General features: G+C 62.8%; 18 protein-coding genes. 13 read left to right on the top strand and 5 right to left on the bottom strand.

What is annotated here, in order from left to right; translation table 11 throughout:
• Positions 1–25: 25 nt before the first annotated feature.
• Positions 26–454, top strand: a complete 429-nt coding sequence (locus tag ACXJ1Z_RS00190) for a hypothetical protein (RefSeq protein WP_463778650.1) — start codon at positions 26–28, stop codon at positions 452–454.
• A gap of 28 nt (positions 455–482) precedes the next feature.
• On the top strand, positions 483–1,580 hold the full coding sequence (locus ACXJ1Z_RS00185; protein ID WP_463778648.1) for an extracellular catalytic domain type 1 short-chain-length polyhydroxyalkanoate depolymerase: 1,098 nt from the start codon (positions 483–485) through the stop codon (positions 1,578–1,580).
• A gap of 4 nt (positions 1,581–1,584) precedes the next feature.
• Here ACXJ1Z_RS00185 and ACXJ1Z_RS00180 read toward each other — a convergent pair whose 3' ends face one another.
• Positions 1,585–2,238 (bottom strand): alpha/beta hydrolase, encoded by a 654-nt coding sequence (locus tag ACXJ1Z_RS00180; RefSeq protein ID WP_463778647.1) that lies wholly within the window; start codon positions 2,236–2,238, stop codon positions 1,585–1,587.
• 101 nt (positions 2,239–2,339) lie between these two features.
• The gene (locus ACXJ1Z_RS00175) at positions 2,340–2,720 is read right to left on the bottom strand and encodes a copper resistance protein CopC (protein ID WP_463778645.1); all 381 of its coding nucleotides are present in this window, start codon (positions 2,718–2,720) and stop codon (positions 2,340–2,342) included.
• 165 nt (positions 2,721–2,885) lie between these two features.
• On the opposite strand from ACXJ1Z_RS00175, the gene ACXJ1Z_RS00170 reads away from it, so the two are divergent.
• From ACXJ1Z_RS00170 to ACXJ1Z_RS00130, 9 genes are all read left to right on the top strand, one after another.
• Positions 2,886–3,146: a hypothetical protein gene (locus ACXJ1Z_RS00170; protein ID WP_463778643.1), complete on the top strand. Its 261-nt coding sequence runs from the start codon at positions 2,886–2,888 to the stop codon at positions 3,144–3,146.
• On the top strand, positions 3,146–3,589 hold the full coding sequence (locus ACXJ1Z_RS00165; RefSeq protein WP_463778642.1) for a periplasmic heavy metal sensor: 444 nt from the start codon (positions 3,146–3,148) through the stop codon (positions 3,587–3,589). The genes ACXJ1Z_RS00170 and ACXJ1Z_RS00165 overlap by 1 nt, the downstream gene beginning before the upstream one ends.
• 10 nt (positions 3,590–3,599) lie before the next feature.
• Positions 3,600–4,163, top strand: a complete 564-nt coding sequence (locus ACXJ1Z_RS00160) for an RNA polymerase sigma factor (protein WP_463778641.1) — start codon at positions 3,600–3,602, stop codon at positions 4,161–4,163.
• 25 nt (positions 4,164–4,188) lie between these two features.
• Positions 4,189–5,958 (top strand): copper resistance system multicopper oxidase, encoded by a 1,770-nt coding sequence (locus tag ACXJ1Z_RS00155; protein ID WP_463778639.1) that lies wholly within the window; start codon positions 4,189–4,191, stop codon positions 5,956–5,958.
• Positions 5,955–6,833: a copper resistance protein B gene (locus ACXJ1Z_RS00150; RefSeq protein ID WP_463778638.1), complete on the top strand. Its 879-nt coding sequence runs from the start codon at positions 5,955–5,957 to the stop codon at positions 6,831–6,833. Before ACXJ1Z_RS00155 ends, ACXJ1Z_RS00150 begins: the two co-directional genes overlap by 4 nt.
• A 77-nt stretch (positions 6,834–6,910) precedes the next feature.
• The gene (locus tag ACXJ1Z_RS00145) at positions 6,911–8,020 is read left to right on the top strand and encodes an AraC family transcriptional regulator (RefSeq protein WP_463778636.1); all 1,110 of its coding nucleotides are present in this window, start codon (positions 6,911–6,913) and stop codon (positions 8,018–8,020) included.
• A gap of 206 nt (positions 8,021–8,226) precedes the next feature.
• Entirely contained in the window at positions 8,227–8,748 is a 522-nt protein-coding gene (locus ACXJ1Z_RS00140) for a nuclear transport factor 2 family protein (RefSeq protein WP_463778634.1), read from the top strand.
• Positions 8,745–9,641 (top strand): SDR family NAD(P)-dependent oxidoreductase, encoded by an 897-nt coding sequence (locus ACXJ1Z_RS00135; protein ID WP_463778633.1) that lies wholly within the window; start codon positions 8,745–8,747, stop codon positions 9,639–9,641. Before ACXJ1Z_RS00140 ends, ACXJ1Z_RS00135 begins: the two co-directional genes overlap by 4 nt.
• Positions 9,631–10,185, top strand: coding sequence for a nuclear transport factor 2 family protein (locus ACXJ1Z_RS00130; protein ID WP_463778631.1), 555 nt, complete (start codon positions 9,631–9,633; stop codon positions 10,183–10,185). Before ACXJ1Z_RS00135 ends, ACXJ1Z_RS00130 begins: the two co-directional genes overlap by 11 nt.
• A gap of 106 nt (positions 10,186–10,291) precedes the next feature.
• Here the strand turns inward: ACXJ1Z_RS00130 and ACXJ1Z_RS00125 are convergent, their stop codons facing one another.
• Positions 10,292–11,461, bottom strand: a complete 1,170-nt coding sequence (locus ACXJ1Z_RS00125) for an FAS1-like dehydratase domain-containing protein (protein WP_463778629.1) — start codon at positions 11,459–11,461, stop codon at positions 10,292–10,294.
• Positions 11,462–11,770: 309 nt separating this feature from the next.
• On the opposite strand from ACXJ1Z_RS00125, the gene ACXJ1Z_RS00120 reads away from it, so the two are divergent.
• Positions 11,771–12,130: a GIY-YIG nuclease family protein gene (locus ACXJ1Z_RS00120; protein WP_463778628.1), complete on the top strand. Its 360-nt coding sequence runs from the start codon at positions 11,771–11,773 to the stop codon at positions 12,128–12,130.
• A gap of 22 nt (positions 12,131–12,152) precedes the next feature.
• On the opposite strand, the gene ACXJ1Z_RS00115 is transcribed toward ACXJ1Z_RS00120, so the two are convergent.
• Both ACXJ1Z_RS00115 and ACXJ1Z_RS00110 read right to left on the bottom strand, forming a co-directional pair.
• Positions 12,153–12,845, bottom strand: coding sequence for a spermidine synthase (locus ACXJ1Z_RS00115; RefSeq protein ID WP_463778626.1), 693 nt, complete (start codon positions 12,843–12,845; stop codon positions 12,153–12,155).
• A 6-nt stretch (positions 12,846–12,851) separates the two neighbouring features.
• The gene (locus ACXJ1Z_RS00110) at positions 12,852–13,196 is read right to left on the bottom strand and encodes a DUF6481 family protein (RefSeq protein ID WP_463778624.1); all 345 of its coding nucleotides are present in this window, start codon (positions 13,194–13,196) and stop codon (positions 12,852–12,854) included.
• Between the two features lie 191 nt (positions 13,197–13,387).
• Here ACXJ1Z_RS00110 and ACXJ1Z_RS00105 point away from each other — a divergent pair, with 191 nt between their 5' ends.
• Positions 13,388–13,846, top strand: coding sequence for a YaiI/YqxD family protein (locus ACXJ1Z_RS00105; protein ID WP_463778623.1), 459 nt, complete (start codon positions 13,388–13,390; stop codon positions 13,844–13,846).
• The last annotated feature ends 1 nt before the right edge of the window (position 13,847 follow it).

The following is a 13,847-nucleotide window of genomic DNA, read 5'->3' as shown; positions in this document are numbered from 1 at the left end:
GTTAGAACATCCCTATACCATCCATATGGATGGTGATTTTGCAACGTCGAAGGTTCCTGAGCCGAAGCGCTCGGATAGTGAGAAGATCACGATCAACCTAGGTTTCGTTGACCTAGGCCACATAGATCTTCTCGTGCGCGAAGGCTTCTACTCGAACCGCACTGACTTCATTCGTACGGCAATCCGCAATCAGCTCGAACGCAATGGCGAGGCCGCGCGGCAATCGACCATGCGACGGCAGTTGCAGTTGGGTTTATGCCACTATTCGGTCGAGGATCTCGATGCTGCGCGCGCTGCCGGCGAACTGCTCGACATTCGCGTGCTGGGTCTCGCGACGATCGCCAGCGATGTTACACCCGAACTTGCAAGAGCCGCTATCGGCTCGATGACCGTATTGGGCGCATTGCACGCCACCCCGGCCGTCAAGGCCGCCTTGGCCGACCGCATTGCGTGAATACTTCGCTTTCTCAAAGGAACTCGACATGGCTCTGGAACTTCCGCTGGTCGAGGCGCTACGGCTGACCCGCGCCGGTAAACTTGGCGAAGCGACCGCGTTGCTGCGCAACGGTCTCGGCGCCGCGGTGCAGATGCCGACGAAGACGGTGCGCGAGGTCATCGATCTTGTCGCACAGCCCCGTCCCGAAACGCGGGACAGTCGCCGCATTCACAGCCCCGACCGCGACGCCGCGAACGTCGGGCAGGGACCAGCGCAGCCCGGAGCGCGCTTCGAAGCGCGCCATCACATCGGCAAGGCAGGATCGATTGCGTACATGCTCTATCGTCCCACGAACGTGGTTTCCGGCATGCCGCTGGTCGTCATGCTGCACGGCTGTACGCAAACGCCCGAAGACTTTGCGAAAGGCACCGGGATGAACGCGCTGGCCGAGGAACTGGGTTTTCTGGTGGCCTACCCGCGCCAGACCCAGGCAGCCAATGCGCAAAAATGCTGGAACTGGTTCCGACCTGGTGACCAGAAGCGCGATGCCGGTGAACCGTCACTGATCGCCGGGCTGACCCGCGATGTGATCGCTTCCGAACAGGTGGACTCCAGCCGGGTCTATGTCGCGGGTTTGTCAGCCGGTGGCGCGGCCGCCGCGATCATGGCCGACGCTTATCCCGACCTCTTTGCGGCCGTGGGGGTTCACTCGGGCTTGGCTTGCGGTGCGGCCAAGGACATAGCCGGGGCATTCGCCGCCATGCAGCAAGGCGCTGGCGCATCGATCAGGCCGTCCAAGCCGGGAAGCCGCTTCGTGCCCGTCATCACCTTTCACGGCGATAGCGATCGTACCGTGAGCGAGGCGAACGCACGCGGGATCGTCGCTGCTGCCACTGCGGCTGCAGGTCGCCCGGTGATGGTCGAAAGCGAGATGGGCAATGTGGCGGGGCGGCGCTTCATCCGCGCGCTGAGCAAGGATGCAAGTGGTGAGGTGTTGATCGAACAGTGGACGGTCGCGGGCGCCGGGCATGCATGGTCCGGTGGGGACACGTCCGGCTCTTATACCGATGCATCCGGCCCCGACGCCTCGCGGGAGATGTTACGCTTTTTCCTGACCCATCGCAGCCCGGCTCAGTCGGCCTGATCCATCAGAGGGCAAGGGCTTTCACCACGAAGTCGGCGCCCAGGCGCAAGCCAACCGGGTCGACGCTGTGACCGACGCCCATCGACACATGCGTTTCAACCGACACGTCCAGGCTTTTCAGCACCTTCTCGGCATCGTGCACGGCTGCGACGGGGACAATCGGATCGGCAGAGCCGTGGATCAGCAATACCGGTGGCTTGGACTTGATCTGGTGGGCGAGGTCAGGACCGCTGGTCAACATACCCGAGTAACCGACGATCCCCGCGACCTGACGCGCACGCCGCAAGCCGACATGCAGCGCCATCATGGTCCCCTGACTGAATCCGACCAGCGCCAGATCGCTTTCCGACAGGTCGTATTGCGTCAGCTTGCGATCGATGAAGGCGTCGATCGCAGGTGCCGCCATCGCCGCGCCGCTGGCGAGAGCTTGCGGCGTGAACGAGGCCAGGCCCCACCACTGATATCCGCCGCCCATGCCGCAGCGTTCCGGAGCGTTGGGGGCAAGAAACAGGGCGTCAGGCAGGAACGATTGCCACTGCGGTGCCAGCGAAATGAGGTCCGCCCCGTCCGAGCCATAGCCATGTAGCAGCATGACGATCTGTTTGGGTTTGCCGCCGGAAAGAGGCTGGAGGCTGGAGCCGTTTACGATCTTGGACACGTTGGTTTGTTCTCGTGATGAAGGGATGCCGATTTGAAACGCACGCGCTTCAAGCTGGTGCCACGAAGGTCGTCGTTCTGCGGCGAGGGTGAACCCAGGCTTCAGCGAACGGTGAAGGTCAGCGCCCCATACGCCTTGTGAGAGGTCTGGCCCCCGAGCTTCCAGTCGAGACGATAGCTTCCAGGTGGCAGAGGCCTGGGAAATTTCAGGCTGGCGGTTCGCTCTTTCACGTCGACAGCAAAACCCTTTATGGTCATCGGCTTGTGGTTCGACATGCCCGGCATCGCCGTCATGACCAGACCGATCGACAGGTCGTGTGGAGAAACGCCCTCGTTGAAGGTCAGGTCCAAGGAGGTAGGGCGGACCACCACGCTTCCCTGAACGGGTGTCGATGCTTCAAGCACGATCTTGGCTTGCGCCGTCGGTGCGAGCATTGCTGCGACCAACGCTGCGGTGAAGGCGAAGCTGCGAGTGTGGAACATGGTTGGACTCCGTAAGCAGGCGTATCAGGTGAAGGCGTCATTTGATTATACGCGGCCGGTGGCACGACCCCTCGCACGCACGGCCTCGATTGCGTCCTGTCTATTTTCGCCGAGGGTTCTCTGCCATTGCTGCGTATCCTGGATCGAGGCAGGAGTGGAACCACCATGACGAAGATCGACGACTTGCTTGATGTCCTTGCCAACGATCCCTTGCCGGCCAGGTTGGACAACATCGATGGTGAAGTCATGGCTCGGCTCGATCGCCGTCTCGAAAGCCGGGCGACGCGTCGCTCGCTGGTCGTGGCAGGCGTGATCGCCGCCGTCATCGGCGGCGGCGGCGGGGTGGTCTCGCGTCCCAGCGCTTTGGCGGCGCAGCCGCTGTTCGCCATACCTGTACAAGCCCCTTCGAACCTGCTGGGCCGCTGATGCGCGCGAAGTCACGTTATCTCGCCGTCGCCTTGGTCGCCGCGGTGGCTGCGCTGATCGCCGTATACGCGACAGGCCTGATGTTGTCCGCCCGCAATGCCGGCACCAGCGATCTGCACGAGGTGCTGCATCGCGAAATCGATTTGAACCCGGATCAACAGCGACGGATCGCGACGCTGGAGAGCGAATTCGCGCATCAGCGCCGCGCCTTTGACGACGGGTTGCGCGACGCCAATGCCGAGATCGCGACCGCCTATCGCTGCGAGCGGGCTTATGGTCCGGGAGTTTCCAAGGCGATCGATCACTCGCATTTGGTGATGGGCGATCTGCAAAAGCTGACCTTGCGGCACGTATTGGCGATGCGAGCGGTGCTGACCCCTGCGCAGGCCAAGATCTTCGATCGACAGGTCGTCAAGGCGCTCACCACCACGCCTGCGCTTTGAACGATCGCGCGTGGCGGAACCAGCGGATCTTGCTCGCGACGCTGCGCTTATCGCATCGGCCAGGGCGGGCAGTCAGTCAGGATACGCGCAACTACTGCAGGTACATCGAACTGCGGTGTTCAGGTTGTGCCGCAACCATGTCGGTGAGGAGGCCGAGGCGCTCGATCTGACGCAGGAGACATTCGCATCTGCCTTCGCCGCGCTCTCCAGCTTCGATCCGACGCGTTCGTTCCGAACCTGGATCCTGCGCATCGCCATCAACAAATGCCATGATTGGGCGCGGCGTCGCGCGGTGCGGCGCATCTTTACCTTCGCCAGGCCCTTGGATGACGCACTGGATGTCGCAGACAAGTCACCAGGCCCCGAGGACGTGCTTGCCGCCAGCCAGGACATCCGGCACCTACGTCAGGCAATTGCCCGCTTGCCCATGACGCTGAAGGACCCATTGGTCCTCTGCGCTCTGGAAGGCATGAGCCAGGCGGATGCCGCGCAACTGCTCGGTATAAGCGAGAAGGCGGTTGAGACGCGGATCTACCGGGCCAAGCGCCGTATCGCTGAAATTATCGAGGGTTGAAGGCGCGGGACGCGTATAGGATGCCATGCCCCGATTAGAACCGCTCTCTCGCCGCCGGCTACTCAGATCGGGGGGCCTGCTTGTCGCATCGGCCACTGCGGCGACCGCGGTTCCGGCATGGGCTCGCGGCATTTCCCAAGGGCTGCCCATGGCAAGGGCCGGAGGGAGCGAGGTGCTGTCGGGCAAGCGCATCGCGCTCGACATCGGTTCGAGCCATTTCGCGACGGGTGGGCGAGGCGCGCATGCCATCACCGTGAACGGCTCGCTGCCTGCACCGCTCATCCGCCTGCGCGAGGGCGAGGACGTCCGTATCGACGTGACCAATCGCACGGACCAGCAGAGTTCGATCCACTGGCATGGCTTGCTGTTGCCGTTCCAGATGGATGGCGTTCCGGGCGTAAGCTTTCCCGGCATCGATCCCGGCGAGACATTCTCCTATTCGTTTCCCGTGCGGCAAGCGGGCACATACTGGTATCACGGACACTCCGGCATGCAGGAGGCGATGGGGTTGTATGGGCCTATCGTGATCGACCCTGCCGAGCCGGATCCGGTCGCGGCTGACCGTGAGCACGTGCTGGTCCTCTCCGATTGGAGCCCGATCCATCCTCACGAGCTGATGCGCCGCCTCAAGTTGGCAAGCGGTATTTTCAATCGCCAGAAGCAGACGGCGGCAGGACTGATTGCCGGGCGCGACCAGCTGCTCAAGGATCGTCTGGAGTGGGGCCGGATGCGTATGGACCCAACGGATATTTCGGACGTATCCGGCACGACCTACAGCTACCTCGTCAATGGCCTGGGTACGCAGGAGAACTGGACCGGCCTGTTCACGCCGGGCGAACGCGTGCGCCTGCGCATCATCAACGCCTCGGCGATGACCAACTTCAATCTCCGTCTGCCGGGCTTGCCGATGACCGTCGTTGCCGCCGATGGCAACGCGGTGGTCCCGGTAGAGGTCGACGAATTCCAGATCGCCATTGCCGAAACATACGATGTGGTCGTGCAGCCCACTACGGCGGAGGCCTATGCCATCGTTGCCGAGGCGATCGACCGCTCAGGCATGGTCCGAGCGACGCTGGCTGCACGGCCTGGGCTGGCCGCGCTGGTGCCTGCGCGGCGGCCACGACCGGTTTTGACGATGCGCGATATGGGCATGGATATGTCGGCGATGGAAATGGGGGATGGCGGGGAGATCGATCTCAGCAAGCCCGTGCCGCAGCCCATGGAAGGGCACTCCATGTCGATGCGTGATCCAGCGGTCGCACCAGGGGTCAAAATGGGGCCGGGAGTTGCCATGCTCTCGCCCATGCCGGTCGATCGTCTGGCGGATCGCCCTACCGGTCTGGAGAATGTCAGCCATCGGGTTCTGACATATGCCGATTTGCGCGCGATGCCCGGCGCCCGCCATGCGCGGGATCGGGCCACGCCGACCCGCTCGCTCGATATCCACCTGACCGCCAACATGGAGCGCTACATGTGGTCGATGGACGGCCAGACCATGTCGCAAGGGGCGCAGCCCATCCCCTTCCGCCTTGGCGAGCGCGTGCGGGTCAACCTTATCAACGATACGATGATGCCGCACCCTATCCATCTGCACGGCCACTTCTTCGAACTGGTCACCGGCGATCCTGACGATCGCCCCCTTAAGCACACGGTAAACGTGCTGCCGGGCGGCAAAGCCTCGTTCGACCTGACCGCCGATGCCGAGGGCGACTGGGCATTCCACTGCCACATGTTGCTGCACATGCACGCGGGAATGATGCGAGTGGTGACCGTTCGGGCCGAGGGTGCGGCGTGACAGTTTCATTCCGCCACACGGCAGCGCTGGTCGTGCTGCTGGCTTGGCCCATGGATGCGGTGGCGCAGAGTGCGCATGACCACGAACACGCATCGATGCCTCACGACATGGCCGCGATGTCGTCACCGGCTACGAACGGAATCGGCTCGGCAGCGCCGCCGCCGGTTCCAGCCGATCATGCAGCCGATGCCCTTTTCCCGCTGCAACGGATGGCTGCTGCACGGCGCGAATTGCTGGGAGAGGACCGCATCACTTTTTCCCAGATCCTCGTCGACCGACTGGAACTGCAACCGGCTGGCAGGGGGACGGGATATGCGTGGCAAGGCGAGGCGTCGTTCGGCACCGATCGCGATCGCGCCGTAGTAGCCACGGAGGGAGAAGGACGGATCGGCCGCAAGATCGTCGAAGCGGAACTGCAGGCCAAATGGCGCCATGCAATCGGTCCCTGGTTCGATGCCGAGATCGGGTTGCGGCACGACCTGCAGCCCGGTCCGTCGCGCTCGTATCTTGTCCTGGGCGTGGAAGGGATGGCCCCTTACTGGATCGACACCGAGGCGCAGCTGTTCGTCTCGAACAAGGGCGATGTGCATGCGCGTCTGCAGGCGGGGCTGGACCAGCGTATCACCCAGCGCATTGTCCTTCGACCCGAAGCCGAAATCGATATCGCGCTGCAGGACGTTCCCGAACTCGGCATAACCTCGCGCATACCCGAATGGTCGCTGGGGTTTCGTCTGCGTTACGAGGTGACGCCCCGGTTTGCCCCCTACATCGGCCTCGATCTTAGGCGGGATGCACCCGCTACACCATCTCGTGCCGCTGGACAGAGGGATCGCGATGGCATGAACCTTCTCATCGGCATGCGTACCTGGTTCTGAGACAGCGATCGTGACGGCAAGCCTGACGCCAGAGCGACGCATTGCCTGCGTCGGGAACAAGTGGCACGATCGGTTCGATGACCCTGCCGGCCGATCCTGCGTGCGAAACCGATAAAGTGGATCCTCCTGCCCGGCCTGCCAGGCGCGGAACCAGAAAGCCATTCGACGAAGTCAGCGCAAGGCTTCTCGTTGGTTTTCAAAACCTCTGCGCCACGCTTGGCGGCAATCCCGATGACGTTCTCGCCAGCGTCGGTCTGGTGGGTGATGATCTGGCAAAGCCGGAGACGACGACGACCTATCAGCAGCATGTGGACTTGCTTGCCAATGCGGCAACGATGCTCGCGGCTCCAGACTTCGGGATGCGACTGGCAAGCGGCCAACGCGCCATCGACATCCATGGGCCGTTGGGCAAGGTCATGCGTCACTCGCGGACCCTCGGGGATGCTCTGGCATATGTCATAGAAAATGCGCATGTGCACAGCACCGCCGCTCGCATCGCCCGGCACGCCATTCCCGGGCGCCGGGGCATCGTCATTTCGCATGAAATCATTTCGGGTGATCTGGCATCACAGCGCCAGGCGAAGGAGCATATCCTGCTGGCAGGCCAACGTGGCACGATCGCGCTGACCGGAGGGCGCAGCCGTGCGCGCAGGGTCATGATGCGTCACGGACCCATCTCTCCTTCCGCTGTCTATCGCCGCTACTTCGGTTGCGAAGTCCTGTTCGACCAGCCGCTCGACGCCTTGATCTTCAGCGCGCAAGATCTCGCCAATCCGATCGCCGGCCGCGATCCAAAGCTTCACGCAGCGGCGATCGCGGCGATTGCTGCTCGGCATCCTTTCCATGCCCCACCCATCGCCATCGCCACCCGCGCCGTGATCCTGCGTCTCATGCCGGTTGGGCAAGCGACGAATGCCCACGTCGCGTCCGAACTGGGTATGCATGCGCGCACCTTGCACCGTCAGCTGACGCGAGCCGGTACGACGTTCCAGCAGATCAAGGACGAGGTGCGATGCGAATTGGTACGGTACTATCTGTCGCAAACCGATCTGAGCTTTCTGGCGATCACCGGTAAGCTCGATTTCGCCGAGCAAGCGGTCTTTACGCGTTTTTGCCGCCGCCATCTGGGGATGACACCAAGCGATTTGCGCAATCAGGCGATTACCCGAGAGCCTGGATCGCACTGAACTGTGGCCGTCGATCTGGAGCGCGCGTGGATGCGCACTGGCGTCGATAGCGCGGCAAAGGTGTCCGGATCGGTCAAGTCTTGTCCATGGTGGATGTGCTTAGCTTGACCAAGAAAGCACGAACAAAGGTCAGCGGTGCCGATGGTCAGCCATCGGCGGCGGCGGTCGGGATAGCAGCGTGACGAAGCGCATCTGCCAGGAGAGGCATGTTGGATAACAGACTGACCGAATTGCTTGATCGCGAGGCGATCCGTGGCTGCCTTGCACGGCTGGCTCGTGGGGAGGACAGGCGTAGCGCGGATTTGATCAGCAGCTGCTGGTGGCCCGACGCGAAGTTCGACTATGGCGTCTATGCCGGCGACTTCGATGCTTATCTTGCTTGGGTCGTCCCCGGTGCCGACGCGATCAAGAACACACAGCATGTGCTGGGCCAGACTCATATCGTCTTGAACGAAAGGTCCGCCCGCGCCGAAACGCATGTGCTGTCCTATCATCGTGTCGATATGGGCGCAGGCGACCGCAACACCTGCATCGGCGGACGTTATCTCGATACGATGGAGAAACGCGGCGAGGATTGGCGCATCGTGGACCGGATCATGCTTTATGATTGGGAGCAGGACTGGGGCGCCGCCGCCGACTGGTCGAAGGGCGTGATGGGCTATCCCTTCACGGCCGATCACTTCCCTGGCACGGCCAAGGGCGATTTTAGCGAAGGATGGTTTGCATGAGTGCTCCTCTGGCCGGCAAGGTCGCGGTCGTAACCGGCGCAAGTCGCGGTATCGGGAAGGGCATCGCGCTGGTGCTCGCCGAGCAAGGTGCGACAGTCTACATTACCGGCAGAACCGTCAGGGAAGGGGATTACTACCTGCCCGGCACGGTCGGTGGCACGGCAGCCGAATGCGACGAACGCGGTCGCGAAAGCGGTGGCCGGGGCGTGGCCGTCGCTTGCGATCACAGCGACGATGACGCGGTAGCGGCGTTGTTCGATCAAGTTCGTTCGGAACAAGGTCGCCTCGATATTCTGGTCAACAATGCCTTCACGATCTCGGAGGACTTGCTCGATCCCAAGGGTTTCTGGGAAAAGCCGCTCTCGAACCTGGAGATGTGGGACGTTGGCGTAAAATCCAATTACGTCGCCGCGTGGCACGCCGCCAAGATCATGGTGCCGCAAGGCTCCGGCCTCATCGTGGCGATCTCGGGCTTTGCTGCGGTAACGTACACCTACAGCACGATCTTCGGCACGTCCAAGTCGGCCGCGGACCGCATGGCGCGCGACATGGCAATCGAACTCGAGCCACATGGCGTCGCCAGCCTGACGCTGTGGCAGGGCCTGACGCTGACGGAAAAGGCCAAGGACAACCTCGCCAGGCTGGGCGACAAGATGACGACGACGATCACCTCCATGCAGGGCAGTTCGGTAGAGCATCCCGGCCGGGTCATCGCGGCGCTCGCAGCCGATCCAGCGATCATGAAGCGATCGGGGGGAGAGTTCATCACTACCGAGCTCGCCATGGAATACGGCATCACCGACATCGACGGATCGGTGATACGATCGGCCCGCGAAAAGCGGGGTTCGCCAATTTGGAAGCCGATCTCGGAGGTCGATTATCGTGGCAAATGATCGCGAGGCGCGGCTTGATGCGATGCTGGACAAGCAGGACGTTCGCGAGTGCGTCGAGCGCTTCTGTCGTGGAATGGACCGCTTCGATCGCGACACCTATCTGTCGGCGTTCTGGGACGATGCCGAAATGGCTGCCGGTCCGTTCGTGGGCAATGCGGCTGATTGTTGGGACTGGGCGGTGCCGATGCACGAACAGGGCCAGATCTTGACACATCATGCCTTGTTACAGAGCAACATCGATCTTGCTGGCGACACGGCCCATTGTGAAAGCTACTATCTCTTCGTCGCGCGAAATCGGGACGAGAGCCTGGTTACAGCTGGTGGACGTTATATCGATCGGATGGAGCGTCGTGATGGTGAATGGCGGATCGCGGTGCGAACCAACGTGATCGAATGGGCCGGGTTGCCGCCCGCGATCCCCCCGCCATTCGCGGACGTTCCGGATATCGCCGTAAATGGTGTCAGCGCGCGGTCGTCCGACGATCCCTCCTATGCCCGTCCGCTCGTCAACCGACGTGAATTGCAGAATCCGGCCAAAGCCTGATCGAAGCGATCGCACTGAAGGGTTCTGAAAGGCGACTTCTGAAGCGCCTCTCGGGCCCGCCTGCATCCCCATCAGCCGCATCGGATGCGGCTGATGGGGCGAAGTCTCAGTCAGGCTTCTTTGGCAAAACGATCTCGGCAGAACCTGCCGCCATCGTTGTGCCCTTCTGAGTGGCCATGTGATGCTTCACATGGATGAGATGCCGGCCCTTATCGTCCACCGTCTTGTCGACGACTTCGGCTGTTTGGATGGTCGCGTCGCCCGATAGTGCCGGGCCACGGAAGTTGGCGATCGAATGCGCGACCATGCCGTGCTCGCCCGCCCACCCCGACAGATAGTCGATGACCCAGGCGCCCATGGCGCCGCCGTAGCCATAGGCGCGCGGCATGCCGATTTTGCGAGCGAACTTGGGGAACAGATGACCACGCGATGGACCGAAATAGGCGCCATCGGTGATCTCGGGGTTCTCTAGCAGGACGTCGGGATCGTTTTCGAAGCCAGCCATTTCCGGCGTGAAGCCGAGCGCGGCCAGATCGATCTTGCGCACCTGCACCGCACCCCAGGTGTTGATGATCCAGGCGCGCCATTCGGTCGTGAAGCTGGCGATCGAGTGGGGGCCAAAGACACGCTCGGGCAGCTTGTCGCCGATCGCGATATCATCCCACCAGCGCGGCTTGTGGCCCTGTTCGCGCAGCATCCGGATCCAGCCGAGCTTGCGCTCTTCAAGGGCCTCGATCGCTTCGTCGGTCCACTCCGGCTCTTCGATCTCCTCCGGGTTTACGCTTTGGCCGCCGGCTGCCGCGTTGTAGCGGATCGCGGTCGAGCGCTGCTTGGCGAGCATCTGTCCGTGCTGATTGGTGTAGAAGTTGTCGCCCCGCTGGAAGCAGGTCGGCCCCGCGAGCTTGGTTTCCTTCACGACATAATCGAAAGGAATGCGCTCGTTATACACCATGTCGCCGCCGGCGATGCGACGGTCTTCGAACCACCATTCCTCACCGCCGAACAGGAGGTGCGAATCCGGGATGCAGCCGACACAGGCGGGCGATGTCCCCATGCCGTCGTCCACGGCGCAAGCGAAGCTCTGCGGCGCGACCAGCTTGCCCCAGCGGCTAGCCTCGGCAAAGGTCGGGTCGTAATGAAGCATGTTGGGGTAATGCATCGCATGCGCCCAGCGGCGAATGTCATTGTTGGCGATCGGTTCGCGCAAGCGCGACGAGGTGATCGCCTTGCCAAGGTATTGGTCGATGTCAGAGCAATCGAGCGTCGTCACAGTCACACGAAGTTCCTTTCAGCGGCGAGGCCCGGCATGGATCGGGCCTTGCGCATTGTCACGCATCAGCCGGAGATTGAGCCGGCCTCACGAGTATCCGTGCTCGACGCGTCCGGCATGGTCTTGACCGATGTGGACAGCGCCAACGCTCAGAGACGGGCGCTGCGCGACATGCGGCTGATCCTTTATGGACCTTGCTGCGGTCAGTTTGCTGCGCCGACGGGGTGGTGTTACGGCTCGTCGCATCGATCATAGCCACTGCATCGCCAGCCGGTTGCGTCCGGATTGTACGGCGTGCACCATCGAGCATCGGACATGACGCAACCTCACTGGATCAAGAGCGCGACACGGGTGGCGTGCAGCCTGAGCGCCACGACGAAAGGCGAGCGCGGTTGCAGCCATAGCGTGTACCTGATCCTGCTCCATGATCCCGCAAGGATGGATCCATGGGGCATCTATGTGGGGCAAACCGTGCGCGATCCGGATCAGCGCTTCGACCAGCACAAGGCGGGTTACAAGGCCAGCGGCGTGGTTCGCCGGTTCGGCGTGCGCCTGCTCCCCGATCTTGTTGCTCATCTCAACCCGATGCGCCGTTGGGAGGCGATGGAGCTCGAAGCCGGCCTTGCCGAGGAGTTGCGTTCAGCCGGCATACCCTGGGTCGCTGGTGGCCACTGACGCGCAGCCGGGTGACGCCGTGTCAGCCCGGCCTTTGCGCGAACCAGATGATGTGACTTTCGCCACTGCCATCGGGCAGGGCACGGACCGGCACCTCCGTCACCGCAAAGCCATTGCGCGACAACTGCGCGGCAAAGGACGGCTCGGTTCCGGCGGACCAGATCGCAAGGATTCCTAAGGGCTTCAAGGCCTTGTACGCTGCTTGCAATCCAGCGTTGGAATAGAGGCCATCGTTCAGGCGCCGGGTCAAACCCTCCGGACCGTTATCGACATCCAGCAAGATCGCATCGTATCCGCCCCTGGCCGCATCGATCAGCATGGCGACATCGTCCATAACCAGCAGAACGCGAGGATCGTCGAGGCAGCGCGCGGTGAGTTCGCGCATCGGACCGCGTGCCCACTCGATGATCTCAGGCACGATCTCAGCAACCGTGATACTCGCTTGCGGTCCAAGCGCGGCCAGGGCCGCGCGCAGCGTGAACCCCATGCCGTAGCCGCCGATCAGCAGGTGCGGCGCATCGCGTGATTGCAAGCGGTCACAGGTCATCGTCGCGAGCGCCTGCTCCGACGCGTGCATATCCGAGCTCATGAGTTCGTTGCGCTCGAGCACGATCGCGAAATCGCCCTCGTTGCGCAACAAACGCAATTCGACACCGTCGGGGACCCACGCACTGCCGATCAGTTCGTCACCGCTGAGCGGCAGGTCACAGGTCAACCGCGATTACTTCCGGCGTGCTTTGCGCGCGGCGTACTTCGCGTCGCGAAGCGCCTTCTTCTCTTCCGCCGTCAGTTCGGGCGGCGGCGGCGGCGGAGCGGCCGCGCGGGCTTCCTCTTCAAGGCGTGCAGCTTCGGCCGCCGCTTGTGCTTCGGCTTCGGCCTTCGCCGCCTTTGCCGCTTCGCGCTTGGCCAGCTGTGCCGCCTCGCGCTGCTCCGCCTTGGCGATGCGCTCGGCGATCACTGCGGGATCGACCGGCGGCTTCGACTTCAGCTTTGCCAGCGCCTTGGCCCGCGCCTCGTCCGCGGCTTGCCTCCGGTCCTGAAAGCCCGGCTCCTTGTATCCTGCCATCAATACTTACTCTATTTCCTTGAAGATCATCGAAAATCCCCACCGCCGGGAAGGCGAGGGACGTTGCCGTCAGCAGCGCTGCATGCGACCACTGCTGTTCGGGCGCGCCGCCTTTAGCACAATTGCGTGCAAAGGCCATGCGAACCTGATGTGGGTATCGTCGCGCTCACGACAACACGCTATGACGTGGTATGATCCAGATCCTGATCGATGCCGATGCCTGCCCGGTGAAAGACGAAACCTATCGCGTCGCGGCGCGATACAAAGTGCCGGTCACGGTCGTCAGCAACAGCCCGATCCGCACGCCGCGCGATCCGCTTATCTCCCGCAAGATCGTCAGCGATGCCTTCGATGCCGCGGATGACTGGATCGTCGAACAGGCGGGGCCTGGCACGATCGTGATCACCGGCGACATCCTGCTGGCTGATCGCTGCATCAAGCTGGGTGCCGTCGTGATCTCCAACAGTGGAAAGCCGTTCACGTCGACGTCGATCGGCAGCGCAATCGCCGTACGCGCGATCATGGCCGATTTGCGAGCCGGTGGCGACGCTGTCGGTGGTCCTGCGCCCTTCAGCGGCGCCGATCGCTCGCGCTACCTGTCCAGCCTGGACGAAGCGGTGAACAGGCTGAAGCGCCAGCTCGGCTCATGAA

Source organism: Novosphingobium sp. TK46 (assembly GCF_055361525.1).
The sequence above is the reverse complement of the archived record's forward strand: the minus strand, read 5'-3'. Positions and strand labels throughout refer to the sequence as shown.

Excerpts from the sequence above, each read along its gene's own strand:
- ACXJ1Z_RS00190 (WP_463778650.1), top strand. The coding sequence starts at position 26 with ATGGATGGTGATTTTGCAACGTCGAAGGTTCCTGAGCCGAAGCGCTCG.
- ACXJ1Z_RS00185 (WP_463778648.1), top strand. The coding sequence starts at position 483 with ATGGCTCTGGAACTTCCGCTGGTCGAGGCGCTACGGCTGACCCGCGCC.
- ACXJ1Z_RS00175 (WP_463778645.1), bottom strand. The coding sequence starts at position 2,720 with ATGTTCCACACTCGCAGCTTCGCCTTCACCGCAGCGTTGGTCGCAGCA.
- ACXJ1Z_RS00170 (WP_463778643.1), top strand. The coding sequence starts at position 2,886 with ATGACGAAGATCGACGACTTGCTTGATGTCCTTGCCAACGATCCCTTG.
- ACXJ1Z_RS00165 (WP_463778642.1), top strand. The coding sequence starts at position 3,146 with ATGCGCGCGAAGTCACGTTATCTCGCCGTCGCCTTGGTCGCCGCGGTG.
- ACXJ1Z_RS00155 (WP_463778639.1), top strand. The coding sequence starts at position 4,189 with ATGCCCCGATTAGAACCGCTCTCTCGCCGCCGGCTACTCAGATCGGGG.
- ACXJ1Z_RS00145 (WP_463778636.1), top strand. The coding sequence starts at position 6,911 with ATGACCCTGCCGGCCGATCCTGCGTGCGAAACCGATAAAGTGGATCCT.
- ACXJ1Z_RS00140 (WP_463778634.1), top strand. The coding sequence starts at position 8,227 with ATGTTGGATAACAGACTGACCGAATTGCTTGATCGCGAGGCGATCCGT.
- ACXJ1Z_RS00135 (WP_463778633.1), top strand. The coding sequence starts at position 8,745 with ATGAGTGCTCCTCTGGCCGGCAAGGTCGCGGTCGTAACCGGCGCAAGT.
- ACXJ1Z_RS00120 (WP_463778628.1), top strand. The coding sequence starts at position 11,771 with ATGACGCAACCTCACTGGATCAAGAGCGCGACACGGGTGGCGTGCAGC.
- ACXJ1Z_RS00110 (WP_463778624.1), bottom strand. The coding sequence starts at position 13,196 with ATGGCAGGATACAAGGAGCCGGGCTTTCAGGACCGGAGGCAAGCCGCG.
- ACXJ1Z_RS00105 (WP_463778623.1), top strand. The coding sequence starts at position 13,388 with ATGATCCAGATCCTGATCGATGCCGATGCCTGCCCGGTGAAAGACGAA.